Annotated in this window: 23 protein-coding genes; 9 read left to right on the plus strand and 14 right to left on the minus strand. The window is 70.7% G+C overall.

The window, feature by feature from the left end; all coding sequences use genetic code 11:
- Window positions 1-38 precede the first annotated feature (38 nt).
- Both LR269_RS17590 and LR269_RS17595 read right to left on the minus strand, forming a co-directional pair.
- The gene (locus LR269_RS17590) at window positions 39-686 is read right to left on the minus strand and encodes a response regulator transcription factor (protein WP_231432050.1); all 648 of its coding nucleotides are present in this window, start codon (window positions 684-686) and stop codon (window positions 39-41) included.
- A complete protein-coding gene (locus tag LR269_RS17595; protein WP_231432051.1) occupies window positions 683-2,341 on the minus strand; it encodes a GAF domain-containing protein in 1,659 nt (552 codons plus the stop codon). The genes LR269_RS17590 and LR269_RS17595 overlap by 4 nt, the downstream gene beginning before the upstream one ends.
- Window positions 2,342-2,552: 211 nt before the next feature.
- On the opposite strand from LR269_RS17595, the gene LR269_RS17600 reads away from it, so the two are divergent.
- The 3 genes from LR269_RS17600 to LR269_RS17610 are packed head-to-tail and all read left to right on the plus strand — an operon-like array spanning window position 2,553 to window position 4,811.
- Entirely contained in the window at window positions 2,553-3,431 is an 879-nt protein-coding gene (locus LR269_RS17600; protein WP_231432052.1) for a universal stress protein, read from the plus strand.
- Window positions 3,409-3,960: a flavodoxin domain-containing protein gene (locus LR269_RS17605; RefSeq protein WP_231432053.1), complete on the plus strand. Its 552-nt coding sequence runs from the start codon at window positions 3,409-3,411 to the stop codon at window positions 3,958-3,960. Before LR269_RS17600 ends, LR269_RS17605 begins: the two co-directional genes overlap by 23 nt.
- 17 nt (window positions 3,961-3,977) lie before the next feature.
- A complete protein-coding gene (locus LR269_RS17610) occupies window positions 3,978-4,811 on the plus strand; it encodes a universal stress protein (RefSeq protein ID WP_231432054.1) in 834 nt (277 codons plus the stop codon).
- 48 nt (window positions 4,812-4,859) lie between these two features.
- Here LR269_RS17610 and LR269_RS17615 read toward each other — a convergent pair whose 3' ends face one another.
- Window positions 4,860-5,705 carry a universal stress protein gene (locus tag LR269_RS17615; protein ID WP_231432055.1) on the minus strand — a complete coding sequence of 282 codons (846 nt, stop codon included), beginning with the start codon at window positions 5,703-5,705 and terminating at the stop codon, window positions 4,860-4,862.
- Between the two features lie 105 nt (window positions 5,706-5,810).
- Between LR269_RS17615 and LR269_RS17620 the strand changes: the two genes are divergently transcribed.
- The 4 genes from LR269_RS17620 (at window position 5,811) to LR269_RS17635 (ending at window position 8,382) form a co-directional block, all read left to right on the plus strand.
- A complete protein-coding gene (locus LR269_RS17620; protein ID WP_231432056.1) occupies window positions 5,811-6,287 on the plus strand; it encodes a DUF1003 domain-containing protein in 477 nt (158 codons plus the stop codon).
- Between the two features lie 55 nt (window positions 6,288-6,342).
- Window positions 6,343-6,828, plus strand: a complete 486-nt coding sequence (locus LR269_RS17625) for a hypothetical protein (protein ID WP_231432057.1) — start codon at window positions 6,343-6,345, stop codon at window positions 6,826-6,828.
- A gap of 121 nt (window positions 6,829-6,949) precedes the next feature.
- Complete coding sequence (locus LR269_RS17630) at window positions 6,950-7,657, plus strand: DUF3105 domain-containing protein (protein ID WP_231432058.1); 708 nt, start codon at window positions 6,950-6,952, stop codon at window positions 7,655-7,657.
- Window positions 7,654-8,382 carry a DUF305 domain-containing protein gene (locus LR269_RS17635; protein ID WP_231432059.1) on the plus strand — a complete coding sequence of 243 codons (729 nt, stop codon included), beginning with the start codon at window positions 7,654-7,656 and terminating at the stop codon, window positions 8,380-8,382. Before LR269_RS17630 ends, LR269_RS17635 begins: the two co-directional genes overlap by 4 nt.
- 3 nt (window positions 8,383-8,385) lie before the next feature.
- Here LR269_RS17635 and LR269_RS17640 read toward each other — a convergent pair whose 3' ends face one another.
- The 5 genes from LR269_RS17640 to LR269_RS17660 all read right to left on the minus strand — a co-directional run bounded on the left by LR269_RS17640 (window position 8,386) and on the right by LR269_RS17660 (window position 15,443).
- Complete coding sequence (locus LR269_RS17640; RefSeq protein WP_255680020.1) at window positions 8,386-9,942, minus strand: sugar porter family MFS transporter; 1,557 nt, start codon at window positions 9,940-9,942, stop codon at window positions 8,386-8,388.
- 68 nt (window positions 9,943-10,010) lie between these two features.
- A complete protein-coding gene (locus LR269_RS17645; RefSeq protein WP_374201149.1) occupies window positions 10,011-11,951 on the minus strand; it encodes an ABC transporter ATP-binding protein in 1,941 nt (646 codons plus the stop codon).
- Between the two features lie 73 nt (window positions 11,952-12,024).
- Window positions 12,025-12,924, minus strand: a complete 900-nt coding sequence (locus tag LR269_RS17650) for a carbohydrate ABC transporter permease (RefSeq protein ID WP_231432394.1) — start codon at window positions 12,922-12,924, stop codon at window positions 12,025-12,027.
- A gap of 89 nt (window positions 12,925-13,013) precedes the next feature.
- Window positions 13,014-13,985, minus strand: coding sequence for a carbohydrate ABC transporter permease (locus LR269_RS17655; protein ID WP_231432060.1), 972 nt, complete (start codon window positions 13,983-13,985; stop codon window positions 13,014-13,016).
- A gap of 108 nt (window positions 13,986-14,093) precedes the next feature.
- Window positions 14,094-15,443: an ABC transporter substrate-binding protein gene (locus LR269_RS17660; protein WP_231432061.1), complete on the minus strand. Its 1,350-nt coding sequence runs from the start codon at window positions 15,441-15,443 to the stop codon at window positions 14,094-14,096.
- 266 nt (window positions 15,444-15,709) lie between these two features.
- Between LR269_RS17660 and LR269_RS17665 the strand changes: the two genes are divergently transcribed.
- Window positions 15,710-16,771 (plus strand): LacI family DNA-binding transcriptional regulator, encoded by a 1,062-nt coding sequence (locus LR269_RS17665; protein WP_231432062.1) that lies wholly within the window; start codon window positions 15,710-15,712, stop codon window positions 16,769-16,771.
- Between the two features lie 53 nt (window positions 16,772-16,824).
- Here LR269_RS17665 and LR269_RS17670 read toward each other — a convergent pair whose 3' ends face one another.
- From LR269_RS17670 to LR269_RS19070, 6 genes are all read right to left on the minus strand, one after another.
- Window positions 16,825-18,081, minus strand: a complete 1,257-nt coding sequence (locus tag LR269_RS17670) for an MFS transporter (protein WP_231432063.1) — start codon at window positions 18,079-18,081, stop codon at window positions 16,825-16,827.
- Window positions 18,078-18,551, minus strand: coding sequence for a MarR family winged helix-turn-helix transcriptional regulator (locus LR269_RS17675; protein WP_231432064.1), 474 nt, complete (start codon window positions 18,549-18,551; stop codon window positions 18,078-18,080). The genes LR269_RS17670 and LR269_RS17675 overlap by 4 nt, the downstream gene beginning before the upstream one ends.
- A gap of 160 nt (window positions 18,552-18,711) precedes the next feature.
- A complete protein-coding gene (gene rplL / locus LR269_RS17680) occupies window positions 18,712-19,095 on the minus strand; it encodes a 50S ribosomal protein L7/L12 (protein ID WP_231432065.1) in 384 nt (127 codons plus the stop codon).
- A gap of 48 nt (window positions 19,096-19,143) precedes the next feature.
- Window positions 19,144-19,632, minus strand: coding sequence for a 50S ribosomal protein L10 (gene rplJ / locus LR269_RS17685; protein ID WP_231432066.1), 489 nt, complete (start codon window positions 19,630-19,632; stop codon window positions 19,144-19,146).
- Between the two features lie 365 nt (window positions 19,633-19,997).
- Complete coding sequence (locus LR269_RS17690) at window positions 19,998-21,929, minus strand: M64 family metallopeptidase (RefSeq protein WP_231432067.1); 1,932 nt, start codon at window positions 21,927-21,929, stop codon at window positions 19,998-20,000.
- A gap of 295 nt (window positions 21,930-22,224) precedes the next feature.
- Entirely contained in the window at window positions 22,225-23,439 is a 1,215-nt protein-coding gene (locus tag LR269_RS19070; RefSeq protein ID WP_231432068.1) for a CdaR family transcriptional regulator, read from the minus strand.
- A 173-nt stretch (window positions 23,440-23,612) separates the two neighbouring features.
- Between LR269_RS19070 and LR269_RS17700 the strand changes: the two genes are divergently transcribed.
- Window positions 23,613-25,334: an MDR family MFS transporter gene (locus LR269_RS17700; RefSeq protein WP_255680021.1), complete on the plus strand. Its 1,722-nt coding sequence runs from the start codon at window positions 23,613-23,615 to the stop codon at window positions 25,332-25,334.
- Window positions 25,335-25,339: the final 5 nt, after the last annotated feature.

Consider the following 25,339-nt stretch of genomic DNA (forward strand, 5'->3'; position numbering starts at 1 on the left):
CGCCGACCGGTTCACCGTAACGGGGGCGCCGTGGCCGTTCACTCGACGCGGTGCGTCGTCTCGCCGCGCGCGAGCTGGTAGACAGCGGCCTGGGTGCGTCGCTCGAAGCCGAGCTTGCGCAGCAGCCCCGAGACGTAGTTCTTCACTGTCTTCTCGGCGAGCGACAGCCGGTCGCCGATCTGCCGGTTGGTGAGGCCCTCGGCGATGAGGCCCAGGACCTGGCGCTCGCGGAGGTTGAGTGAGCCGAATCGGGGGTCGTTCCGGTCGTCGGCTTCGACGGGAGGGCGCAGCCGGGCGGCGACGGTCGGGTGGATGAGCGACCTGCCGGCGGCGACCGCCCGGACGGCATCGACGAGGCCGGAGCCGGCGATCGTCTTCAGCACGTAGCCCGAGGCACCGGCCATCACGGCCGCCGCCGCCGCGGCGTCGTCGTCGTACGCCGTCAGCATGAGGCACTGGACCTCGGGATGCCTCGACCGGATCTCGCGGCAGAGCGCGATCCCGTCGTCGTCCTGGAGGCGCACGTCGAGGACTGCGACGTCGGGCAGGAGCGCGGCGATCCGCACGAGCGCCCGGTCCGCGCTCGGTGCTTCGCCCACCACTTCGAGGTCGTGCTCGCGCTCGAGCAGCTGCGCCACCCCTCGGCGGACGATCTCGTGGTCGTCGACGAGGAACACCCGGGTCATGGGGCCTCCCGTTCGAAGGGCGCCCGCCAGGCGGCCGTCGTCCGTCCGGCGATCGAATCGATCGCGAATGTGCCCCCGCGTGCCCTCGCCCGGGCCGCGATGTTCTCGATGCCGCTTCGACGCCCGCCTTCCGGCAGGCCCACCCCGTCGTCCTCCACTTTCACGCCGACCCCGAGGTCGTCGGCCGCGACGGCGACGCTCACGCGATGGGCGGACGCGTGCCTGACCGCGTTCGTGAGCAGCTCGCGCACCGTGGCGGTGACGTCGTCGGCGAGCGCCCCGTCGACCGTCAGGTCGACCGGCCCGTCGAAACTCACGGTGATCGGCTGCGACAGCCCGGGCGAGCACTCGGAGGCGATGTCGAGGACTCGGTGCCGCAGCGACTCGTCCTGCCCGGGCCGCGGGGTCATCGCGAAGACGATCGTCCGGATCTGCATGATGTCCTCGTCCAGCGTCGCCACCGCCTTGCGGATGCGCTCGGAGAGACGGGCGTCGTTGATGGTCTCGGCGATCGACTGGAGCTCGAGCCCGGTGCCGAACAGCTGCTGGATCACGTGGTCGTGCAGGTCGCGCGCGATCCGCGAACGGTCCTCGACGAGGAGGGCGCGCTGCTGCCGCTCGCGAGCCCTGGCGAGTTCGAGCGCGAGGGCGACCCGGTCGACGAGGTCGGCGGCGATGTCGAGTTCCGCGGCGCTGAACGCCGGGCGGCTCGGATGCCTCGCGACCGCGAGCACGCCCCAGGTGCCGGAATCGCTGCGGAGCGGCAGGAACATGACGGCGCCCGCGCTCGAGCCGTCGAGGATGGCAAGCGCGTCGGGGGCGGGATCGTGCCGGCCGCCCGGTCGGACCGCCGGCTCGCCGCGTTCGAACACCTCGCCGGCGCCGGTGGTCGCGGCGGGGACGACCCGCCCGGTGATCTCCGCTGCGCCGTCGCCCCGTGCCTCCGCGACCCGAACCGTCGGCGGCTCGTCTCCATCGGGCAGGATGACGCAGACGCGGTTCGCCGTGGTGCGCGTGATGAGCTCGTCGGCGAGCATCGCCGGCGCCGACCCGTCGACGGACTCGAGGAGTGCAGCGGTGATGTGCGCCGACGCGGCCATCCACCGCTGCCGCTGGCGGGTCTCCTCGAGCAGGCGGGCATTCGCGATGACGAAGCCCGCTGTGGCTGCGAGCGCGGTCACGAGCTGCTCGTCCTCCTCGGTGAAGAGTCCGCGCCGCGGGTTCGAGAGATAGAGGTTGCCGTACACCTCCGCTCGCACGCGGATCGGCACACCGAGGAAGGCGTCCATGCTCGGATGCCCCGCCGGGAACCCGACCGACCGCGGGTGATCGGAGATGTGCTGCAGGCGGATCGGGCGCGGGTCGTCGATCAGGGCCCCGAGCACGCCCCGGCCTTCGGGGAGGTGCCCGATGGCCGCCGCCGCGTCGTCCGAGATCCCGACATGGATGAACGCCTCGAGCCCGTCGCCGTCGGCGGCGATCACGCCGAGCGCGCCGTACTCCGCGTCGACCAGCTCGACGGCCGACTGGGCGATGCGCTCGAGCACCACCGGGAGCTCGGCATGCTCGACGACGGCCTGCGTGGCACGGAGCAGCGCTTGGAGACGGCCCTGGGTGTGGACCATGGCGTCGGCCCGCTCGGCCAACTCGCGCATGGCGCGATCCAACTCCGACCGCGGCCGGTCGGCGAAGGGCAACGACGACCGGTCCGACATGGCTCCTCCGTACGGATGGCGGCAGGTTACCACTCGGGCCCGACGACGGACACCGCGCGACGGGACCAATGGCCCGGTCGCGTACGACTCCCGTCCGCGAACCTGAGAGGGCCGGTCCCGGATGTGCGGGGCCGAGGAAGGGGCGGAGCGGGTGAAGCCGGTACTGGTCGGAGTCGACGGCTCGATCGCGAGCCGGGCGGCCGTGAGCTGGGCCGTCGAACGCGCCCGCGCGGACGGCCGCGAGGTGGAGTTGCGCTTCGTCGTCGACGACGAATGGGGCGTCGTCGGGGCTCCTGCGCGCGATGAGCTGCGTGCGGGCGCCGAGGCCCTGGTCCAGCGCGAGCTGGCGTTCGCACGCGGCCCCGCCGGCGCGGTCCCCGTGCGGGCCGGATTCTCCGTCGGGCCGCCCATCCTCACCCTCGCCGATGCCGCTCGCGACGCCGACGTCGTCGTCGTCGGCACGCACAAGGTCGGTGTCTTCCACGGAATGGCGCTCGGATCCCGCTCACTGCAGCTCGCCGCGATCTCACCGGTGCCGGTCGCCATCGTGCCCGCACCGTCCGGCGAGTCCCGGAGCGGCATCGTCATGGGCGTCGGCGGCGGCATCGACGAAGACGTGGTCGTTCGAGCGGCGGTCGCCGAGTCGAATCGGTCGGGCGAGCCGTTGGTGCTCGTGCGCTCCTTCACCGACCGCGTGGCCCTCGGCGAGCAGGCGCTCGACCACGCGACGCGGCTCGCCGAGACGCTCGCACCGTCGGCGGGAGTGTCCCGGCGACGGTCGAGCACATCGGCCGGGGAAGCCCTCGCGGTCATGTCCGGCCAAGCGGTGCTCACGGTGGTCGGGCGGCCGACCGCACCGGGCCAGCACGGGTACCGGCCGCTCGGACGCGCCGTCTCCGACCTGCTCATGAACCTCCGCGGCCCCGCCCTCGTCGTCCCGTTCCCGCACACCGACGAACGGCGCGAGCGATCGACTTTCTCAGCGCACCACGATGAACGGAGACCCCATGCGATCCCTGGTCCTGTATGAATCGATGTTCGGCGTCACCCGTCGCGTCGGAGAGGCCATCGCCGACGGGCTGCGGGCCTTCGGCGACGCCGACGCCGTGCCCGTGTCGACGGGCGCCGGCGAGGCGGACGACGCGGATCTGGTCGTGATCGGGGTGCCGACCCATGCGCACTCCATCCCCGGGCCGAGATCGCGCGCGGAAGCCGCCGAGTGGGCGGCAGATCCCGAACGCGGTCTCGCACTCGAGCCCGGTGCGACCGGGCCGGGCGTCCGCGAATGGATCAAGGCGCTGGACGCACCGCCGCGGCACTGGGCCGCGTTCGCCACGCGCGCCGATCTCCCGCGGATCCTGGCCGGCGACGGTGCGGTCGGGATCGAGCGGCGCATGCGGCGCTTGGGCGTTCCCCCGCTGCACGACGGCGAGTGCTTCATCGTGTCCGTCGACAACGCGCTGCTGCCGGGCGAACTCGACCGCGCCCGAGCGTGGGGCGGCACCCTCGGTCGCGCGGCGGCCGAGGCGGATCGTGATCGCCGGACCGACGCCGGCTGAGCGGAAGGAAGAACGACATGTTCGAACGAATCGTGGTCGGTGCCGACGGCTCCCCCGCCTCGGCGGCGGCGGTCGACTGGGCGGCCGCCCGAGCCGGCGAGGCCCAGCTCGTCCTCGTCCACGTCGAACGCGACCGCGAGCGGGGCAGCGAGTACCTGAGCGCCACCTCGGAGCGCGCGGGAGCGAGAGTCCGGCTGATCGACGAGGCGGAACGCGTGCGCGAGGCCCACCCGGGCCTGCACGTCGTGACGTCGACCGAGACCGGACCGGTCGTCGACGTGCTGCGATCGTTCCTGCGACGAGGAACCCTCGTCGTGGTCGGCCGCGACTCCGATCGGCCCGGGCGCTGGTCGGCCGGCGTCCGACTCGCGGGCTCGCACGGCGGCGGCGGCGTCGCCGTCATCCCGCCCGGAGGTCGGCCCGGCGGCGGCGAGCTCGGCGTGGTCGTCGGCATCGACGGCTCCGCGCTCGGCGACGCGGTCGTCCGCGTCGCCGCCGACCTCGCGGCGATGACCGGCGAGCCGTTGACGCTCCTGCACGCGTGGACTGCACCGGCGATGTGGGAGGCGGACCTGAAGCAGTTCGCCGGCGAGTTCGGCGAGTACGAGCAGATGCATCGCGACACGCTCGCGGCCGCGATCGATGCGAGCATCGCCTCGGGCGCACAGCCGCATGGCCGGCTCGTGCACGGACGTCCGACCGACGAACTGCTCGAGGCGGCCGAGCGCGCATCACTGCTCGTCGTGGGCAGCCACAGCGGATCTTCGGTGGCCCGCTTCCTCCTGGGGTCGGTCAGTCACGAGCTCCTGCTCCGAGCCACGATCCCCGTGCTCGTCGTGCTCCCCGAATGACGTCTGCGCCACGCGCTCACGTGATGCATGCATCACGTGAGCGCACCGTCATGCGTCGTGCTCCGTTGCGGCAGTCGGCTCCGACTCCGCCGACGGAACGACCTCCGTCACGACGAGGACCGGGCACGGCGGGTCCAGCAGCAGCATCACGCTCACGGACCCGAGGAAGAAGCGCCGGATGCGTCCATAGCCGTGGCTCGCGACGACGACGGCCGATGCAGAAGCCCCGAGTTCGTCGAGCAGCTGCGCCGCATCGGCGCGGTGCAGGCGACCGCTGCACTCCGCACCGAGTTCTCGGGCGCGCCCGACCGCCTCGTCGAGCGCACGCCGATGCATCGACTCGAAGACCTCGAGGTCGTCGGTGACCTCGCCGAAGACCGGCGTCCACGTCGACGGCGGGTGCCAGGCATGGACGATCTCGAGGGGCGCTCCGCGCAGACGGGCCTCATCGGCGGCGACCTCGACCGCGGCGAGCGCCGCCGCCGACCCGTCGATGCCGATCACGACCGGTCGCCCGTCCTCGGGCGGCGGTCCGGGCGGCACGACCGCCACCGTCCCTCCCCCATGACGGCCCGCCAGCCGGGCGGCGAGGCTCCAGCGCGATCCGCGCTTGTGCGCAGGCGCTCCGACGACGACGAGCGACCCGGGTCGCACCTGTTCGGCGAGCACCTGCTCGGGCGCCCCTTCGACGACCCGCGTCTCGACGTTCCAGCGCTCGCGGGAGCCATGGCGGGCGAGGACCGCTTCGACGCGCTCCTCGTTGAATCGCGAGTCGGGGTCTTCGAGCACGTGGAGGAGCACGATCGGAAGACGGTCTCCACGACGCAGCGCCCAGTCCAATGCCGCTTCGGCCTCGGGCGCCCCGTTCCAGCCGACGATGATCCTGGTGAACATGTGCCACAGCTTCGCGCGTCGCCGCGAGCGACGGCGGGTCGAAAGTCACATCGGATCAGGGACCGTTCCTCGCCGCGGGCGGTGCGGCGTGCTTTGATTCGGCTCATGGACGACATCGAGGGTGGCGGCCCCGCTCGGGCCGAACGCCCGCTCACGAACTGGCACGAAGAGAACGCCCGAGGGCTGTCGCGCGGGCAGCGGTCGGCCGACCTCCTCCGCAACGGCATGGGAAGCTGGCCGTTCGTCGCCGGCTTCCTGGCGTTCATGGGGGTGTGGGCGCTGCTCAACATCACGGCAGCGGCCTGGGATCCGTACCCCTACATCCTGCTCAACCTCTTCCTCAGCATGCTCGCCGGCCTGCAGGGCGCGATCCTGCTCATCGCCGCGAAACGGCAGGACGCCGTGGCGGCCGCGCTCGCCCAGCACGACTACGAGACCAATCTCGCCGCGAAGACCGAGATCGAGGAGCTCATGGCCCTCAACCGCACCCAGCTCGCGCTGATCGAGGAACTGCGCGAGCTCTCGCAGGAGCGCGTGGTGCCGGCGTCCCCCCGCCGTCGTCTCCGCCGGTCGCGCGGCTGATCCCGCGGGACCAAGGTCCCCGCGGTCGCCGGTCGGGCCGCCGCACGCTGGGCTCATGGAAGACCACCCTCGGATCCGTCTCGCTCTGGTGTGGACGCAGGTGTTCGTCGCCGTGACCGCGGTCGCGGGCGGCGTCGCCCTCGCGATCGGTTCGCTCTCCACCGAGCTCATGACGTTGTTGAGCCCACCCGCCGAGTACCTCGCCGGCTCGCCCTTCGGCAGCTATCTCGTCCCCGGTCTGATCCTCGCCGTCGTCCTGGGCGGCGTTCACGTCGCCGCATTCGTCGCCGTGGTGCGGCTCAGCGGCTCGGCGCTCGTGCTGTCGGCCGCCGCAGGCTACGCGACGCTCATCTGGATCTTCGTGCAGATGATGTTCATCCCGTTCAGCCCGTTGCAGCTCCTGTATTTCGCGGTCGGTTCGTTCGAGCTCGGCTTGGTGATGCTCCTGCTCGGCCTCCTCCCCACCCGTGGGACCCTCCATCGCGCGGCGGATGCCCGGGCGGACCGCGGACTCGGAGGGTCGGCCGCGTTCGAGCGGTAGGAACCGCGGGTCCGGCGTGTCGCCGCGACGATGCGGCGTTCTCCCAGCCGCATGCATTCGTATTGGTATCGGCGCCGGCGCACGGCACCGCCCCCGACGTCCCCATCGAGAGAGGCCCCGCGTGAGCGCGACCCCGCCCGTTCCCCCGAAGGCGAAGCAGCAGGCACAGCGACAGAGCGCGAAGCAGCAGCGCGCGGCCGAGCGGCAACGGCAGCTCGAGGAGTTCAAGAAGCGCGAGGCGCGCTCGAAGCGCAACCGCCGCATCCTCACCTGGGCGGGCGTCGCCGTCGGCGTCGCCGCGGTCGCGCTGCTCATCACCGCGATCGTGGTCGCCCCGAAGGACACGTCGCCCGCGGCGGGCGGTGAGGGCGGCTCCGGCACGGGCGCGATCGAAGGCGTGCAGACCTTCTCGTACCAGGGCGGAGGGCACGTCGAGGGCGAGGTCGACTACGCCGAGACGCCGCCGGCGGGCGGCGACCACAACGCGGTGTGGCTCAACTGCGGCGTGTACGGCCAGCCGGTGCCGAACGAGAACGCCGTGCACTCGCTCGAGCACGGCGCCGTGTGGGTGACGGTCGACCCCGACCTGCCGGCCGACGAGCTCGGCAAGCTCACCGCCGAACTTCCGACGTCGTACGTCGTGCTGTCGCCGTACGACGGCCTGCCCTCCCCCATCGTGCTCAGCGCCTGGAACGCGCAGCTGCAGGTCGACGACGCCGCCGACCCGCGCATCGCGCAGTTCATCGAGCAGTACTGGCAGAGCTCGGCGGCCCCCGAACCGGGCGCTCCCTGCTCGGGCGCCTACGACGCGCCCGGCAAGCTGTCGTGAGCGCGCCGGCCGACGCTCCCGCCGGCGCGGTCGAGTCGGCCGACGCCTTTCCCTCGGCCGACCGTGCCGGGCTCGACGGCGAGCGACGCGGCAGCCGGATCGCGGCGGTGGTCGCGGCATCCGTCGCCGTCGTGGTGGTCGCGATCGCCGCGTTCTCGATCGGGCGGCTCTCGGCCCTCGGCGACCCGACGCCGACCGGCACGAGCGCCGAAGCCGGCTTCGCGCGCGACATGCAGGTGCACCACCAGCAGGGCGTCGAGCTCGCGATGATCGTTCGCGACGCGACCGACGACGACGAGGTGCGCCTGCTCGCGTACGACATGGCGACGACGCAGGCGCAGCAGGCCGGCCAGATGTACGGCTGGCTGAGCGCATGGGGCCTCCCGCAGGCGGGCGACGAGCCGTCGATGACGTGGATGACGCGTGCCGCGCCCGGCGGCGTGCACGACAGGCACTCGGCCGGGGTGGACCACGAGCCGGGCGCGCCGATGCCCGGCCTCGCGACGAGCGAGCAGGTGGCCGAACTCCGTACGCTGTCCGGCGCGGCGGCGGAGCGGCGGTTCCTCGAACTCATGATCGCGCACCATCAGGGCGCCGTCGAGATGGCCGACGCGCTGCTCGAGCGATCGTCGAACGAGGCGGCGACCGCACTCGCGCGCTCGATCGTCACGAGCCAGACGAGCGAGATCGAACTCATGCAGCAGATGCTCGCCGACCGCTCCTGACCCTCAACCCGCTCGCGTCGCGCGGCGCTTCGCCGAACCCTTCGGCGGGAACAGGGTCTCGGACTGCTCGAGCGACATGCCGTTCGTCTCGGGCACCTTCGCGAGCACGAAGAAGAACGAGAGCGCGGCGAACGTCGCGTACATGCCGTAGGTGAACACGAGCGAGTAGTCGCTCAGCACGGGGAACGTGACCGTCACGAGGAAGTTCGCGATCCACTGCGCGGCCGCGGCCAGCCCGAGGGCGCGCGCCCGGATGCTGTTCGGGAAGATCTCGCCGAGCAGCACCCACACGAGCGGACCCCACGAGAACCCGAAGGCGACGACGAACACGTTCGCCGCGACGAGCGCCGTCGGACCCCACCCGCCCGGCAGCGACAACGCCCCGTCGACCGTCACGGCGTTGCCGAACGCGACGGCCATGACTGCGAGCGCGACCGTCATGCCGACCGAGCCGACGAGCAGCAGCGGCCGCCGCCCCACCCGGTCGACGAGCGCGATCGCCACGAACGTGACGGCGATGTTCGTCACCGAGGTGAGCACGCTGATCAGCAGCGAGTTCGACTCGTCGAAGCCGACGGCGCTCCACAGCGTCGTCGAGTAGTAGAAGATCACGTTGATGCCGACGAACTGCTGGAACACCGACAGCAGGATGCCGATCCACACGATCGGCCGGAGCCCGAGCACTGGGCCGCGGAGCGCGCCCTTGCGGGTCGAGAGCTTGTCGTTCGCGATCGAGTCGTGGATCTCGCGAACCGACCGGTCGATCTCATCGGCGGGCTGGATCTGCGCGAGCACGCCGCGCGCGACCTCCTCCTTGCCCTGCTTCACCAGGAACCGGGGCGACTCGGGCAATCGCAGCGCGAGCAGTCCGTAGACGACCGACGGCACGATGCACGCGAGGAACATCCAGCGCCACGCCTCGAGCCCGAACCAGAACGGCTCGCTCGCTCCGCCCGCGGCGGTCGCGAAGAGCGCGTCCGACAGCAGCGCCGCGAAGATGCCGAAGACGATCGCGAGCTGCTGCAGGGAGGCGAGCCGCCCGCGCACCTTGCGCGGCGAGATCTCGGCGATGTAGGCGGGCGCCACGACCGAGGCGATGCCGATGCCGACACCGCCGATGATCCGCCAGATCGTGAGGTCCCAGCCCGAGAACGCGAAGCCCGAGCCGATCGACGAGATGAAGAACAGCGCCGCCCCGAGCAGCATCACGGGGATACGGCCGAACCGGTCGGCGAGCCGACCGGCGAGCTCCGACCCGAGCGCGCAGCCGAGCAGCGCGCTCGCGATCGCGAAGCCGGTCGCCGCCGCCGAGAGCCCGAACTGCTGCTCGATCGCGTCCACCGCGCCGTTGACGACCGACGAGTCGAATCCGAAGAGGAACCCGCCGACGGCTCCCGACGCCGCGAGTGCGACGACCCTGCGGTTCAGGGCCCGTGCGGTCGGAGAGGTCGCGGTCGCCGACCCCGTCGCGGTGCTCGCCGCGGCATCCATGCCCGTGCTCTCGGCCCCGGTCGGCTGGCGCCCTCCGGTGCCCGAATTCTGCTCCGCCCGATCGTCCATGATCTCCCCCTCGGCGTCGTGCGACCACGCTACTGCGCGGGTCGACCGACGGTCGAGAGGCGGTGAGGTCAGTCGGCGGCCTCGCCGACCTGCACCGGCCGCTCCTCCTGCTGCCGGTAGAGCGATGCGTAGACGCCGCCCGCCTCGACGAGCTCGGCGTGCGTCCCGCGTTCGACGACGCGGCCCGCGACGACGACGAAGATGACGTCGGCGGCGACCACGGTCGAGAGCCGGTGCGCGATCGCGATCGTCGTGCGGCCGCGCGCGGCATCGTCGAGCGCCTGCTGCACGACCCGCTCGGAGATCGTGTCGAGCGCGCTCGTCGCCTCGTCGAGCACGAGCACCGCCGGGTCCTTCAGCAGCACCCGCGCGATGGCGATGCGCTGCTTCTCGCCGCCCGAGAGCCGGTACCCCCGCTCGCCGACGACGGTGTCGTACCCCTCGGGGAAGGAGGCGATCGTCTCGTGGATGTTGGCGGCCCGGGCCGCGGCCTCGAGCTCGGCGTCCGAGGCATCGGGGTTCGCGTACCGCAGGTTGTCGGCGATGGAGGCGTGGAAGAGGTAGGTCTCCTGGCTGACGATGCCGATGTGCGACATCAGGGAGTCGCGGCGGAGGTCGCGCACGTCGACGCCCGCGAACCGCACCGCACCGCTCGTCGCCTCGTAGAGCCGTGGCACGAGGTACGACACCGTCGTCTTGCCGGCGCCGCTCGGCCCGACGAACGCCGCGAACTGGCCCGGCTCGATCGTGAAGCTCACTCCGTCGAGCGTGGGACGGGGCTCGTCGCCCTCCGTGCGCACGGCATCGGGGTAGTGGAACGAGACGTCGTCGAACTCGACCCGGCCGAGCGCCCCGTCGGTCGGCACGTCGCGCGCATCGGGCGCGTCGGTGATCGCCGGTCGCAGGTCGAGGTACTCGAAGATGCGGGCGAAAAGTGCGCTCGAGGTCTGCAGGTCGAGCGCGACGCGCATGAGCCCCATGAGCGGGAACAGGAGGCGAGCCTGCACCGTCGTGAAGGCGACGATCGTGCCCGCGGTGACGTCGGTGTTGCCGCCCGCGATGAGCCAGCCCGAGACGAGGTAGACGATCGCGGGGATCGACGACATGAAGATGTTCACCATCGCGAAGAACCACTGGCCGGTCATCTGCTGCCTGACCTGCAGGCCGATCTGGTTGCGGTTCTCGTCGGAGTACCGCTCGATCTCGCTCTGCTGGCGGCTGAAGCTCTTCGACAGCAGGATGCCCGAGACCGAGAGCGTCTCCTGCGTGATCGCCGTCATCTCCGACAGCGACTCCTGCGTCCGCCCGGCCAGCCGCGCCCGCACCTGGCCGACCCGCCGCTGCGCGATGACCATGAACGGCATGAGCACGAGGGCGACCACCGTGAGCTGCCAGTTGAGCAGCAGCATCGCGACGAACGCGCTGATCACGGTGACCGTGTTGCCGAGCACGCTCGACACCGTGTTCGTCAGCACGCCGGCGACGCCGCCGACGTCGTTCTGCAGGCGCGACTGGATGATGCCCGTCTTCGTGCGGGTGAAGAAGCTCAGCTCCATCGCCTGCAGGTGGCTGAACAGCCGCACCCGCAGCGCGCCCATGACCTTGTTGCCGATGGTCGAGGTGAGCCAGGTCTGCCAGACGCCGAGCAGGGCGGCGACGACGAAGACCGCGATCATGGCGAGCACGAGGGTCGTCAGCACGGGCAGGTTCGGCGGGGATGCCTCGCCGCCGGCGCCCGTCGGGAAGAGGCCGTCGTCGAAGGCCCGCTGGGTGAGCAGCGGCGGGATGACGCTGAGCGCGGCGCCGATGAGCACGAGTACGACCGTCGTCACGAGGGCCGCCTTGTGCGGGGCGAACAGTTCGGAGATGCGGCGCAGGAGGTGCGGGATCTTCGGAGCGTCGGCGTTCTCGGCCCGCTGGGCCGCCTCGTCGGCCGAGGCGATGCGCGTGCGCGCCTTGCCGTAGCGGCCGACCTGCGCGCCGCCGCCTCCCCCGCCGTGCATGCTCATGGGTTCACCCTACGGCGGCGCGCCGACGAGCCCGCGGGCGTTCGCCCCGGGCGCATCGGGTACTGCGCGCCGGTCAGCCCTTCGTCGAGCCGGCGAGCAGGCCGCGAACGAAGTACCGCTGCAGGCTGAAGAAGACGATCAACGGGACGATGAGCGAGATGAACGCGGCCGCGGTCAGCCGCTGCCACGTCTGTCCGCGCTGGCCCGCGAGTTCTGCGAGGCGCTGCGTGAGCGGCGCGACGTCGGCGGTGCCGCCCGAGAACACGAGGGCGACGAGCAGGTCGTTCCACACCCAGAGGAACTCGAAGATCGCGAACGAGGCGAGGATCGGCACCGAGAGCGGCACGACGATGCGCATGAAGATCTGCCCGTGCGTCGCCCCGTCGACGCGCGCCGCCTCCATGAGCTCACGCGGAATCTCGGAGATGAAGTTGTGCAGCAGGAAGATCGCGAGCGGCAGGCCGAAGATCACGTGGGCGATCCAGACCTGCACGTACGTCTCGTCGGGGATGATCGGCACGAGGCCGTGGACCCATTCCTGCGCCGGCTTGAGGGTCGACGTGAAGATCTGCAGCAGCGGGATGAGCGCCATCTGCAGCGGCACGATCTGCAGCGCGAAGATGCCGATGAACACCCAGTCGACGAAGGGGAACTTGATCCACGCGAGCGCGTAGGCCGCCATGGCCGCGAGCACCGTGCAGAACACGACGACGGGGATGGTGATCGCGAGGGAGTTCACGAAGTACGACCCGAGCTGCGGTGCGCTGGACGACGCCGAGAGCAGCACCTCGCTGTAGTTGTCGAGGGTCCAGCCCCAGTTCTGGAAGACCGTCCACCAACCGGTGGTGTTGATGAGCTCGGCCGGCCGGAACGAGGAGATGAGCAGCCCGAAGGTCGGGAGCGTCCACAACACGGCGATGAGCAGCGCGAAGACCGTCGCCGGGCGCGAGGTCAGGCGCCGTTTGACCCTCATCGCCTTGGTGCCGTCGAGGTTGTAGCCGCGACGCGCGGCCGCGTCGAGCTCTTTCACGATCGCCTTGTCGGTCGAGCCGGTGGCCTGGCTCATCGGATCTCCCTCTGCTTGCGGAGCACGCGGATGTTGTAGACCACGATCGGCACGACGAGCAGGAACAGCACGAGCGCGAGCGCGGCGCCGCGCCCCGCCTCGGCGGCTCGGAAGGCCTGCGTGTACATCTCGTTGGCGATCACGCTCGTGTTGAAGTTGCCGCCGGTCATGACGCGCACGATGTCGAACACCTTGAGCGTCGCGATCGTGATCGTCGTGACGACGACGACCAGACCGCCTCGGATGCCGGGCAGCGTCACGTTGCGGAACCGCTGCCAGTTCGTCGCGCCGTCGAGCTCGGCGGCCTCGAGCTGCTCGGACGGGATGCCCTTGATCGACGCGGAGAGCACGACGACGGCGAACCCGACCTGCACCCAGATCATCACGACGATGAGCAGCAGGGTGTTGATGAACGGCTCCTGCAGCCAGAGCACGGGCTCGCCGCCGAACCAGACCACGATCTGGTTGAGCAGGCCGATCTGGGGGCGGCTCGCCGGGCGGTACTCGTAGATGAACTTCCAGATGATGCCGGCCCCGACGAACGAGATCGCGACGGGCATGAAGACGAGCGACTTGTAGATGCGTTCACCGCGCGAGCGGTCGATGAACACCGCGTACGCGAGCCCGATGCCGGTCGAGATCGTCGGCACGAGCACGACCCAGAGGATGGTGTTGCCGAGCGTCAGCAGCGCCTCGGGCTGGGTGAACATCCAGACGTAGTTGTCGATTCCGACGAACTCGCCCGCCCGGTTGGTGAACGAGGTGAAGGCGGTGCGCACCGCCGGGTAGAGCAGCCCCACCGCCAGCAGGATGCAGGCGGGCGCGAGGAACAGCACGAGCTGGTACCACTCTCGGCCGCGCTTCGGCGCGCGGTCGATGAGGAACAGGATCAACCCGATCACGGCCGCGAAGATCGCGAGCCCGAGCAGGATCTGGAAGATCTTGCCGATGAGGTCGGCGGTGGTCACGTCGATGGCCTCCGATCGCAGGGGATACAGACGGGCCGGCGCACGGCGCGGCAGGGGTGGGGAGCGGGAAGCCTCGGGGCCGCGCGCGGCGCGGCCCCGAGGCATCCATCACTCCTGCGGCCAGCTCGCCTCGATGAAGTCGAGCGTGTCTGCCGTGCTCTTGCCGCCGATCCAGTCGACCATCCCCGTCCAGAACGTGCCCGAGCCCACCGCGGCGGGCATCACGTCGGAACCGTCGAAACGGAACGTCGTGTTCGGGTCCTGCAGCAGGGCGACCGACGCCTTCAGCAGTTCGCTGCCGGCGTTCTCGGGGTCGAGCCCGGTGTTGGCGCTGATGACGCCGCCGAGGCTGACGCGCGAGTTCGCCCACTCGGGGCTCGACAGGTACGTCTGCGTGGCCACGACCTCGTCGCTGTCGGCGAACGCGGCGACGATCTCACCGCCGCCCGTGACCGCGTTGGCCCCGGCCTCGGTGCCCGGCAGCATGAACGCCCAGACGTCGCCGTCCTCTGCGACCGTCGTGCCCTCGGGCCAGAAGCCCTCGTAGAACGAGGCCTGGTGGTGCAGCGCGCACGCGCCGTCGAGGATCGGCAGGCCCGCGTCACCGAAGTCGGTCGTCGCGATCGAGCGCACGTCGCCGAGCCCGCCGTTGACGTTGTCGTCGGCGCGGATGTAGTCGCCGACCGAGTCGAACGCCTCGGCGATCTTCGGGTCGTTGAACGGGATGTCGTGCGCGACCCACTCGTCGTACACGTCGGCGCCCTGCTGGCGGAGCACGAAGTCCTCCACCCAGTCGGTGCCGGGCCATCCGGTTGCGACGCCCGAGGCGAAGCCGACGCACCAGGGCTTGTCGACCGCGCCCGATTCGCGGATGTCGTCGGTCAGCGTCGCCAGCTCGTCGAGCGTCGTCGGCACCTCCCAGCCGTTCTCCTCGAACATCGACGGCGAGTACCAGACCCAGCCCTTGATGTTCGCCATCAGTGGCGCACCGTAGAGCGTGTCGTCGACGGTGCCGTAGGCGGCCCAGTCTTCGGACCAGTACTCGGCGACGTTGTCGGCCACCGCCTTCGGCGCCGGCAGCAGGTCGCCCTGCTGGGCGAGACGGGCGATGAGGCCCGGCTGCGGCGTGATGCCGAGGTCGGGCGGGTTGCCGCCCTCGATGCGCACGTTCAGCTGTTCTTCGTACTGGTCGGAGCCCTCGTAGACGATGTCGATGCCGGTGCAGTTCTCGAAGTCGACCCACGACTCGTTCAGGAGGTCGGCCTCGGCGTCGAGGATCGTGCCGTAGACGTTGACCTCGGTGCCGTCGTCGAAGGTGCCGTAGGTCTCGTACGGGCCGCAGTCGCCCGTGGCGGAGTCGTCGTTCGCGATGTCGCCCGTGCAGGCCGTGAGCGTGAGGCCGACCGCCGCGGCCACCACGACGGGGGCCATCAAACGGCGATGCCGTGTGAATCTCATGTCTTCTCCTCGTTGAGTGTGGTGCAGGGCGGAGCCGGAACCGGTTCCAGATTCCACGCTATGGCAGGGCGAGCGGCTCCCACAAGGGGGCGGCCGGTCACGATCCGGCACCGATCGCACGGCCTGCGAACATTGCGAGAGAGCGCTCCCCTGCGCATCGGGACGGATGCCTCGGGGCGGGCGCCGAGGCATCCGCAATCGGTTCCAATCACGGGTCGGCCCGCAGTATGCTCGGCACCGGGACTGCCCGACGGAGGGGGTTGCTGATGGCGGCGATCGGCGATGTCGCCCGCCTGGCCGGAGTGTCGAAGGCGACCGCGTCGCGAGCACTCTCGGGCCGCGGTCACGTCGCGGTCGACACGCGCCGGCGGGTCGAGGCGGCTGCAGCCGAGATCGGCTACATCGCCTCGCCCGATGCGGCGAGCCTCGTCACCGGCCGCACGAAGAACGTCGGCGTCGTCATCCCGTTCGTCAACCGCTGGTTCTTCGGCGAGGTGCTCGAGGGCATCGAGCGGGCGCTCCTGGCCGCCGGCTACGACCTCACGCTCTACAACGTCGGCGACACGGGGCCGGTGCGCGACCGCGTGTTCGAGTTCTTCCTCGCGCGCAAGCGCGTCGACGCGGTCATCGCCGTCGGCGTCGACCTCACGAGTCGCGAGGCGGAAGGGCTCGAGCAGCGGGGCAAGCCGCTCGTGCGCCTCGGCGGCGGCGAGCCGGGCGGCGCCAGGCTCTCGATCGACGACCGGGCGGTCGGCGCGCTCGCGACCGAGCACCTGCTGCACCTCGGCCACACCCGCGTCGCGCATCTCGCCGGCGCGGGCGCGGCCGCAGCGCCGTGGAGCGTGCACGGCCAGCGTCGGCTGGGCTATCTCGACGCCATCGCGGCGGCCGGGCTCGGCGATGCGGTCGCCGGGAGCGCCGCGGCGGGCGCCGCGTCGGGCGCCGCGGCGACGCTCCTCGAAGGCGAGATGACCATGCCGGGGGGTTACACGGCCGCGCTGCAGCTGCTCGGCAGGCCCGGGCCGCGCGCGACGGCGGTGTTCGCCGCCTCCGACGAGATGGCGTTCGGGGTGATCCGCGCCGCCGAGCGGCTCGGCCTCTCGGTGCCGCGCGACCTCTCGGTGATCGGCGTCGACGGCCACGAGTACGGCGAGATGTTCGGTCTCACGACGATCTCGCAGTCGCCGGGCGACCAGGGCCGGCTGGCCGTCGACGTCGTGCTGCGGCTGCTCGGCGAGGGCGAGCACGCCGACCCGCTGCCCGATTCGGGTGCCCCGCTGCCGACGCGCCTCGTCGTGCGCGCGAGCACGACCGCCCCGGAGCGCTGACACCGGCCGGCTCTCCGCGCCTCGTCACGGACGGGATCGGGTCGTGGCGCGGTTCACGCCGCGTCGCCGACCGAGATCGCCTCGGCCTCGACGAGGGATGACTCGGGTTCGGACTCGACCCGGTCGACCCGGCGCAGCGCGCGGTGCCCGGCGACGACGATCACGAGCGCGACGCCGACCGAGATCGCCGCCGCGTAGTACGGCGCGTCGGGCGAGATGAGGTGGGCGAGCTCGGCCGCCGCGGGCGGGGCGACCGCACCGCCCAGGAACCGCACCGCCGAGTAGGCGCTCGACGCGACCGAGCGCTGCAGGTCGGTCGCCTCCATGACGCACTCGGTGAGCACGGTGTTGAGCACGCCGAGCACGAGACCGCCGATGACGATGCAGACGACGAGCGCCGCGGGGTCGGAGATGAACAGGCCCGCCGCGACGAGGTCGAGCGAGAGCAGCGGCAACCCGATCCAGAGCACGCGGGTGCGCGGCATCCTCGCCGTGAGCAGGGGCGCCACGAAGACCGAGGTGATCGCGAGCGCGAGGCCCCAGCCGAAGAACGTGAAGCCGAGGCCGAGCGCGTCGAAGCCGAGCGGGAACGGCGAGTACGCGAGCAGCACGAAGAAGCCGATGTTGTAGAACAGCGCGGCGGCGGCGAGCACCGCCAGTGCGGGCTGGCGCAGCGCCCGGATGGGCGCCGACAGCCTGGTGGGCTCAGGCCCGGCGGTGGCACCCGCGTCGTCCTTCAGGAACGCGACGATCGCGATGAAGCCGACCGCCATCAGCGCGGCGGTGCCGAAGAACGGGCCCCGCCAGCTGACGTGCCCGAGCAGTCCGCCGAGCAGCGGGCCGATCGCGATGCCGAGACCGAGCGCCGCCTCGTAGAGGATGATCGCCGAGCCGGTGCCGCCCGCTGCGGCGCCGACGATCGTCGCGAGCGCCGTCGAGATGAACAGTGCGTTGCCGAGTCCCCACCCGGCGCGGAACCCGATGACCTCCTCGACGTTCTGCGAGAGGCCGGCCGCCGCGGCGAACACGATGATGAGGCCGAGCCCGATGAGCAGCGTCTTCTTCGCGCCGATGCGGCTCGACAGCCAGCTCGTGCCGAGCATCGCGAGCCCCGTGATGAGCAGGTAGCTCGTGAAGAGCATCTCGGTCTCGGTCGGGGTCGCCTTGAGGCTCTCGGCGATCGCGGGCAGGATCGGGTCGACGAGGCCGATGCCCATGAACGCGATCACGCACGCGAACGCGACGGCCCAGACGGCCTTCGGCTGCTTCAGGATCGATGCGGATGTCTCGTGGCTGGCGTGGCTGGTCACGCGGTCGCTGCTCCATTCCGCGCGGTGTCGTCCGCGCGCTCGATGCGGGTACGGATGACGGCGACCGCTCGGGCGAGCGTCTCGCGCTCGTCGATCGAGAGGTCGTCGAAGTAGGGGGCCATCGCGCCGACGAGCTCGTCGCGCCACGCGTCGAGCGCCTCGAGGCCCGACGGGTCGGCCGAGATGAGCCACGCGCGAGCGTCGTTCGCGTCGGCGATACGGCGGATCCACCCCCGGTCGTCGAGGGTGTGCACGAGCTTCGTCATGGTCGGCTGGCTGACCCGACTGACGCGGGCGAGTTCGCCGAGGCGCATGGGGCCGAGGTCGCGCAGCACCGCGATCGTGCGCCAGACGGCGGGTGACTCGGCGGACGCCGTCGACGCGGCGGCGAGGCGGGTGAGGCGGTGGTTCACCGAGACGAGATCGCCGATGAGCGCGGTCAGGCTCGACGTGTCGGTGGAAGAATGCATAGCCCAACTATATAGCTAGGCTAAGCAATTGTCGAATGCGTTGCTCCCCGATTGGGCCCGAGAACGACGGATGCCCCGTGGTCGATGATCGACCACGGGGCATCCGTGTGTTCAGGTGACGCGGTCACCTCAAGCAGCGCGCCCGAAGCGGGCGCCCTGATTACTTGAGGGTGACGGTTGCGCCGGCTTCCTCGAGGGCAGCCTTCGCCTTCTCGGCGGTCTCCTTGTTCGCGCCCTCGAGCACGGCCTTGGGAGCACCGTCGACGACGGCCTTGGCCTCGCCGAGACCGAGCGAGGTGAGCTCGCGGACGGTCTTGATGACCTGGATCTTCTTGTCGCCGGCAGCCTCGAGGATGACGTCGAACGAGTCCTTCTCCTCCTCGGCCTCAGCGGCACCGGCGCCACCGGCAGCGCCGGCGACGGCGACCGGGGCGGCCGCGGTGACTTCGAACTTCTCCTCGAACGCCTTCACGAACTCGCTGAGCTCGACAAGCGTGAGACCAGCGAACTGCTCGAGCAGCTCTTCGGTGGTGAGCTTCGCCATGATGTTTCTCCTAATGGGTGGGGTTTGTAGAACGAGATCGTCGGGCGCTTACGCGGCCTCGGCGGTCTCCAGCTTTTCGCGAAGCGCGTCGATGGTGGCGGCAGCCTTGCCCATCGTCGCCTTCATCATTCCCGCAGCCTTCGCAAGCAGAACCTCACGGCTCTCGAGCGAGGCGTACTTGTTGACCTCGTCGGCGCTGAGGGTCTTGCCCTCGAAGACGCCGCTCTTGATCACGAGATGCGGGTTCGCCTTGGCGAAGTCACGCACGGCCTTGGCGGTGGCGACGAAGTCGCCGTGCACGAAGGCGACGGCGGACGGACCGTTGAGGTCGTCGTCCAGCGTCGTGATCCCCGCGTTGTTGGCGGCGATCTTGGTCAGCGTGTTCTTCACCACGGCGTAGTTCGCGTCCTGACGGATGCTGTTGCGCAGCTCCTTGAGCTGTGCAACCGTCAGGCCGCGGTATTCGGTCAGCAGAACGGCAGTCGAGCTCTCGAACAGGTTCGTGAGTTCGGCAACCGAGGCTTCCTTGTTCGCCATGGCCACTCCTTGTGTACTCAACGCGCATCGCGGAGGCGATGCACGGCCTGGGAGCGCTGGAAGCATGGGGAGAAAGAAAAGAGCTCCGGCGCAGTTGCGCGGAGCTCGGCCGATCACTCGGAAGTCTTCGTCACACCTGCGCGGGCCCTTGCTTTCGCAAGACTTCGGTCGCATGCGCCCGCTTTCACGAGCGCGCACGACAACCAGCGGTCTTCGGCTCCGTCAAGATTAGCGGATGCCTCGGCCCTCGCCAAATCGGCGGGGCGCACCGGCGCACGCGGAAGGGGCACCCGGGGCCCTTCGGCCCCGGGTGCCCCTGCGCGATCAGCCGGACGAGGATGCGCCGATGCGGCGCGTCAGCCCGTTCAGGGGCGCACCTCGACGGTGAACGCCTCGACCGGACCGATGTTGCCCGCGGCATCCGTCGACCGGTACTCGACGCGGTGCTCGCCGTAACCCGGCTCGCGCGCCTGGAACGGCGAGAGCGACATGCCGCCCGTGCCGAGGTTGCCGTAGATGAGGTCGTCGACGTTCGTGCCGGTCGGCGTGAACAGGAACGGCGCATCCGCGTCGGTCGGCCAGCCGTAGTAGTTGTGCCACCCGTCTCCGTCGAGGCGGAACTCGGTCACGAGCGCGCCGGCCTGGTCGTCGCTCGCCGTCAGCTTCATCGTGAACGACTCGTCGACGACGTAGTGCGGCTCGCCGTTCGCGCCGGTCGAGGTCTCGACCGGGGTTCCGACGACCGCCTCGACGGTCGGACCGGTCGCGTCGACCGTCCAGGCGCGGGTCTCGGTCGCCGCGGCGGCCCGCTTCGAGTCGCCGACGGACGCGGTGACCGTGTGCGTACCGGCGGAGAGGTCGAGGTCTGCGAGCTCGAGGGTGCGCGCGTTGTGCGGATTCGGCTGACGCTCGCCGTCGACCGTCCAGATCACGTCGAACACCCGGTCGGGGCGATGCGTGGTCTCGACGTAGAGCACGTCGTCGGAGCCGACGGGGCGCTCGGTCTGGGTCGACTCGGTGAACGCCGGCTCGACGTCGGTCGCCGTTGCGCGGCCGGTGCCCACGGTCCACGAACGCGTCTGGGTCATCGACGCCGAGTCGCGCAGCGCGGGGTCGCGCACGAACGGCGTGTTGTCGACGACGGTGACGGTCACCGTGTCGCCGGGCTTCGCCCTGGTCTTCGCGAGCTCGAGCTGCGTCGTGTTGTGCGGGTTCGGCACCGCCTTGCCGTTGATCGCCCAGGCGACGTCCAGCTCGTGGTAGACGGGGTGGGCGACATCGATCGAGATCACTTCGTCGGCCGCGACCGGCGTCGCCTCGTCGGGCGCGTCCGCGATGAGCGGGATCTTCGACGAGATGCGCTCGGTCATGATCTCGCGGGAGACCTGGTCCATCTGGTATCCGAGGGTCTTCATCATCGAGTGGCGGCTCGGACGGAAGATGCCGGTCGAGTAGTACTGGCCGCCCTCGTAGGCGCCGATGATGCCGCCGGCCTCGCTCGGCTCGCCGAGCCACCGCCACCACTTGGCCTGCTGCGCGGCCATCTCCTCGACGGTCATGATCGTGTGGTGCTTCGAGCGGGGCTCGCCGCCAGTGTAGTCGCCGGTCGTGATGCCGCGCGTGTAGTAGTCGTACTCGTCGGCGAGGCCGCCGAGCGAGTGCCCGATCTCGTGCGGCGAGATGAGGGCCGAGAGCGAGTTGCCGCCGCTCGCCGTCGCATAGCTGCCGCCCGCGCCGCCGTAGGTGTCGCTGTTCGCGAGGGCGAGCACCTGGTCGACCTTGGGCGCGGCCTTCGCGTACTCGCGGGCCTTCGCGCCGTCCATCGTGATCAGCCGCTGCACGCTGTTCGGGTTGCAGCCGCCCCAGAACGACATCTTGAGCGGAGTGTTCCGTCGGGGCGAGCCGAGCGACGAGTCGCAGCTGATGCCGGACTCGCCCGAGATGATCTCGACCGCGTAGACGTTGAAGTAGTTGCGGTAGCTCTTGTACGGTTCGATGCTCCACATCGTCTCGAGGTGCTTCTCGACCTGCTCGCGGAAGAGCGGCTGCTCGTCGGCGGTGTAGCCGTCGCCGAGGATCACGAGCGAGAACCGCTCGGAGGGGTCGCCCGTCACCTGGATCGGGACGAGCGTCGAGCTGCCGACGGCGGGCTCGTCGGCGTTCGCGGACTGGGCCGTGGCGACGGTCAGGCCGGTGGCGAGCACTGCGGCGAGCGCGAGGGCGCCGGCGCGACGACGCGCCGGGCGCGACGTGACGGCTCGCGGCACGGCCGGCGGGGCGAGCGGTTGGGCGTTCATGCGATGGTTCCCTTCATCTGGATGTCCCGCGGCGCGACGTTGCGTCGCGGTCGGAAGATCGGCGCATGGGTGGCGCGACGAACCGCTCCCCCGCCGCGGTGACGGCGGGTGGTGCTCTCCTCGTCGGGCGACGCGGCCGGCCTTCAGCCCGTGCTGGATCCGCCGCGTGCCCGTTCTTGCCCGTGTCAGGTGACTCACAGCCTAGGAACCCCTCGGCGCCCGGTCATCGATCAACTGTCGAGCAACCACGAGCTCCGGTGCGACGATCGTCGTACGAGACCGGAGACGGATCCCGTCAGGCCGTGAGGTTCGGCTCGATGGCCGCCGCGACCTCGATGCGGCGCAGGAGCAGCGCGAGATGGAGCCCGAGGTGCTCGAGCCCGTCGTGCAGGTCGATGCCGAGGATGCGCTCGACGCGGGCGAGCCGGTGGTAGACCGTCGCCCGGTGCACGTTCAGCCGTCCCGCGACGTCGCGAAGCCGACCTCCGTGCCGGAAGTACGCCTCGAGCGTCTCGAGGAGCACGTCTCCGTCGCGCTCATCGAGAAGGCTCGCGAGCCCGGTCGAGAAGTCCGCCGAGCGCACGCCCAGCGCGGCCGCGGACTGCAGGCCGCGGTACACGCCGAGCTCGTCCCAGGCGACGGCGGGCCCCCGCAGTCGGAAGGCCGTGGCGATCGCGAGCGCGCGCTGCGCCTCGCGGTGGCTCCGGGCCGAGTCGGGCAGGTGCACGACGGCGCCGCCGATCGCGACGAGCGGGTCGCCCAGGGGGCCGCCGCCGCGCGCAGCGGCCGACCGCAGTCGCTCGACGACGGCGTCCACGGCCGGGTGCAGCCGCCCGCCGTCGTCCGGCACGATGAGCACCACGCCGCCGGCGGTCACGAGGGTGAGCGGGCCGAGGTCCGCGAGCGCCCGGCGGATGCGGCGCTCGGCAGCCTCGAGGTCCTCGCGGCTGAGCGCGCCGGGATCGCGGGTGGTCAGGAGGTAGGCGCGGAGGGCGCCCGAGGCGTCGATGTCGCCCGACGCGACCAGCTCGTCGGCCGCGAGGAGGCGCTCGCGCGCCTCGCCCATGAGAAGCACGCGAGTGCGCTCCGCCCTGCGGGCCGACTCGTCGTCGCGCAACGAGAGCACGCGGGCCCATTCCTCGGCCAGGCGCACGGCGAGCTCACCGGCTCGAGCGACCTCCTCCGGCGACATCGCGTCGGGCTCCTCGATGAGCCAGAGATGCGCGCGCGCACCGTCCTGGGTGCGGATCGGGACGTAGAGCCGCTGCAGCATGCCGAGGCCGGGATTGCGCGGCACGTGCATGGCCTCCTCGGAGCGGTAGACCCCGAGTCCCGCGAGCCAGGAATGCACGCCCGGACCGGCGTGGTGCTCGAGGATCGAGCGGCGCCGCACCTCGTCGATGACCTCGGACTGCGGGCTGAAGGCGACGACGCGATACCGGCCGTCCTCGAGGAGCGCCGGCCGGCCGAGTTCGCGGGCGATGAGATTGACGAGCTGACTGACGGTCACCGGCTGCCTCCGAGGTGCACCGCGCAGGGGGATTCCCACGGGGGTACGCGACGCATCTGGGATCTCAGGATACCGGCCGGATCCTGAGGAATAGTTGACCTGAGTCGATAGTTGATAAAGATCAACGAAATGTATATAGTTGACCGTAATCAACTTTCTGTGAGGATCTCCCCTTGACTGCAACACTCCCGAACGACACCGAGGCGCAGCGCTCGCCGCGCGAGGTGTTCACGGCCCTCTCGGGCCTCATCATGGGCATGTTCGTCGCCGTGCTCTCGGGCACGGTCGTCTCGACCTCGATGCCCGTCATCATCGCCGACCTCGGCGGCGACCAGGCCGCCTACACCTGGGTCATCACGGCGAGCCTGCTCGCCACCGCCGTCTCGACCCCGATCTGGGGCAAGCTCGCCGACCTCGTCGACCGCAAGATGCTGCTGCAGCTCGCGCTCGGCCTCTTCGTCGCGGGCACCGTCATCGCCGGCTTCTCGCAGGACACGGGCATGCTCATCGCCGTGCGCGTCGTACAGGGCCTCGGCGCCGGCGGCCTGATGTCGCTCGTCATGATCGCCGTCGCGCTCATCATCTCGCCGCGCGAGCGCGGCAAGTACATGGGTGTCGTCGGCGGCATCATGGCGCTCGCCACGATCGGCGGGCCGCTGCTCGGCGGCGTCATCACCGACGCGTTCGGCTGGCGCGCCAACTTCTTCATCGGCGTGCCCTTCGCCGTGCTCGCGATCATCCTCATCCAGCGCACGCTGCACCTGCCGAAGCCGAACCGCGAGCGGGTCAAGATCGACTACCTCGGCGCCATCCTGCTCACCGTCGGCGTCTCGCTGCTGCTCATCTGGGTGTCGATGGGCGGCAACCAGTTCGACTGGGACTCGGTCGAGAGCTTCGTCGTCATCGGCATCTCCGCCGCCGCGATCATCGGCTTCGTCATCGCCGAGTTCTTCGTCGAGGAGCCCATCGTGCCGATGAGCCTCTTCGCGAACCGCACCTTCACCCTCGCCGTGATCGCGTCGATCTCGGTCGGCGTCGCGATGTTCGCGACGAGCGTCTTCCTCGCGCAGTACTTCCAGCTGGCGCGCGGCGCCACCCCGACCGAGTCGGGCCTCATGACCATCCCGATGATCGTCGGCCAGATGGGCGCCTCGATCGGCATCGGCGCGCTCGTGAGCCGCTTCGGCAAGTGGAAGGGCTGGATGCTGCTCGGCTCCGTGCTCGTGACCGCCGGCGTGACCGCCATGGCGACCCTGCAGTACGACACCGAGTTCGCGCTCGTCTCGGTCTACATGTTCGTGCTCGGCGCCGGCCTCGGCATGGTCATGCAGAACCTGACCCTGATCGTGCAGAACGACACGCCCGCCTCGCAGCTCGGCGCCGCGAGCTCGAACGTGAACTTCTTCCGCTCGATCGCCGGCACCATCGGCGTGACGGTCATGGGCTCGGTGCTCGCCACCCAGGTGACGACGCACATCACGAGCAGCCTCGCGAAGTTCACGCCGACCTCGCCCGACGAGATCGATGCGCTCAAGTCGCTCGCGACCGGCGACCTGCCCAAGGTCTCGGAGCTGCCCGACACGATCCGCGTGATCGTGGAGAGCTCGTACGGCCAGGGCATCGCCGACGTGTTCATCATCGCGATCCCCCTCGCCGTGCTGAGCCTCATCGCGATCGCGTTCCTGCCGAACAAGCCGCTGTCGACGAAGAATGCCGCGCAGACCCTCGCCGAGGAGGCGGAGCAGGTCGCCATCGACCTCGCCGAGGCCGAGATCGGCGCGCCGGTCACCTCGTCGCTGCAGGTCGTCGAGGGCTCGGATGCCGCGACCGGCGCCGACCGCGAGGCATCCGCCCGCTCGTCGGCGACGGCCACGGCGCAGGAGGCGCGCAAGTAGCATGA

This window comes from Agromyces sp. S2-1-8 (assembly GCF_021129215.1).
GTDB classification, from domain to species: Bacteria; Actinomycetota; Actinomycetes; order Actinomycetales; family Microbacteriaceae; genus Agromyces; species Agromyces chromiiresistens.

Coding starts and splice junctions, on each gene's coding strand:
- LR269_RS17610 (WP_231432054.1), top strand. CDS start 3,978: ATGTTCGAACGAATCGTGGTCGGTGCCGACGGCTCCCCCGCCTCGGCG.
- rplJ (WP_231432066.1), bottom strand. CDS start 19,632: ATGGCGAACAAGGAAGCCTCGGTTGCCGAACTCACGAACCTGTTCGAG.
- LR269_RS17690 (WP_231432067.1), bottom strand. CDS start 21,929: ATGAACGCCCAACCGCTCGCCCCGCCGGCCGTGCCGCGAGCCGTCACG.
- LR269_RS17595 (WP_231432051.1), bottom strand. CDS start 2,341: ATGCGCGAGTTGGCCGAGCGGGCCGACGCCATGGTCCACACCCAGGGC.
- LR269_RS17650 (WP_231432394.1), bottom strand. CDS start 12,924: ATGAGGGTCAAACGGCGCCTGACCTCGCGCCCGGCGACGGTCTTCGCG.
- LR269_RS17660 (WP_231432061.1), bottom strand. CDS start 15,443: ATGAGATTCACACGGCATCGCCGTTTGATGGCCCCCGTCGTGGTGGCC.
- LR269_RS17620 (WP_231432056.1), top strand. CDS start 5,811: ATGGACGACATCGAGGGTGGCGGCCCCGCTCGGGCCGAACGCCCGCTC.
- rplL (WP_231432065.1), bottom strand. CDS start 19,095: ATGGCGAAGCTCACCACCGAAGAGCTGCTCGAGCAGTTCGCTGGTCTC.
- LR269_RS17590 (WP_231432050.1), bottom strand. CDS start 686: ATGACCCGGGTGTTCCTCGTCGACGACCACGAGATCGTCCGCCGAGGG.
- LR269_RS17605 (WP_231432053.1), top strand. CDS start 3,409: ATGCGATCCCTGGTCCTGTATGAATCGATGTTCGGCGTCACCCGTCGC.
- LR269_RS17615 (WP_231432055.1), bottom strand. CDS start 5,705: ATGTTCACCAGGATCATCGTCGGCTGGAACGGGGCGCCCGAGGCCGAA.
- LR269_RS17625 (WP_231432057.1), top strand. CDS start 6,343: ATGGAAGACCACCCTCGGATCCGTCTCGCTCTGGTGTGGACGCAGGTG.
- LR269_RS17645 (WP_374201149.1), bottom strand. CDS start 11,951: ATGAGCATGCACGGCGGGGGAGGCGGCGGCGCGCAGGTCGGCCGCTAC.
- LR269_RS17675 (WP_231432064.1), bottom strand. CDS start 18,551: ATGCATTCTTCCACCGACACGTCGAGCCTGACCGCGCTCATCGGCGAT.
- LR269_RS17665 (WP_231432062.1), top strand. CDS start 15,710: ATGGCGGCGATCGGCGATGTCGCCCGCCTGGCCGGAGTGTCGAAGGCG.
- LR269_RS17640 (WP_255680020.1), bottom strand. CDS start 9,942: ATGGACGATCGGGCGGAGCAGAATTCGGGCACCGGAGGGCGCCAGCCG.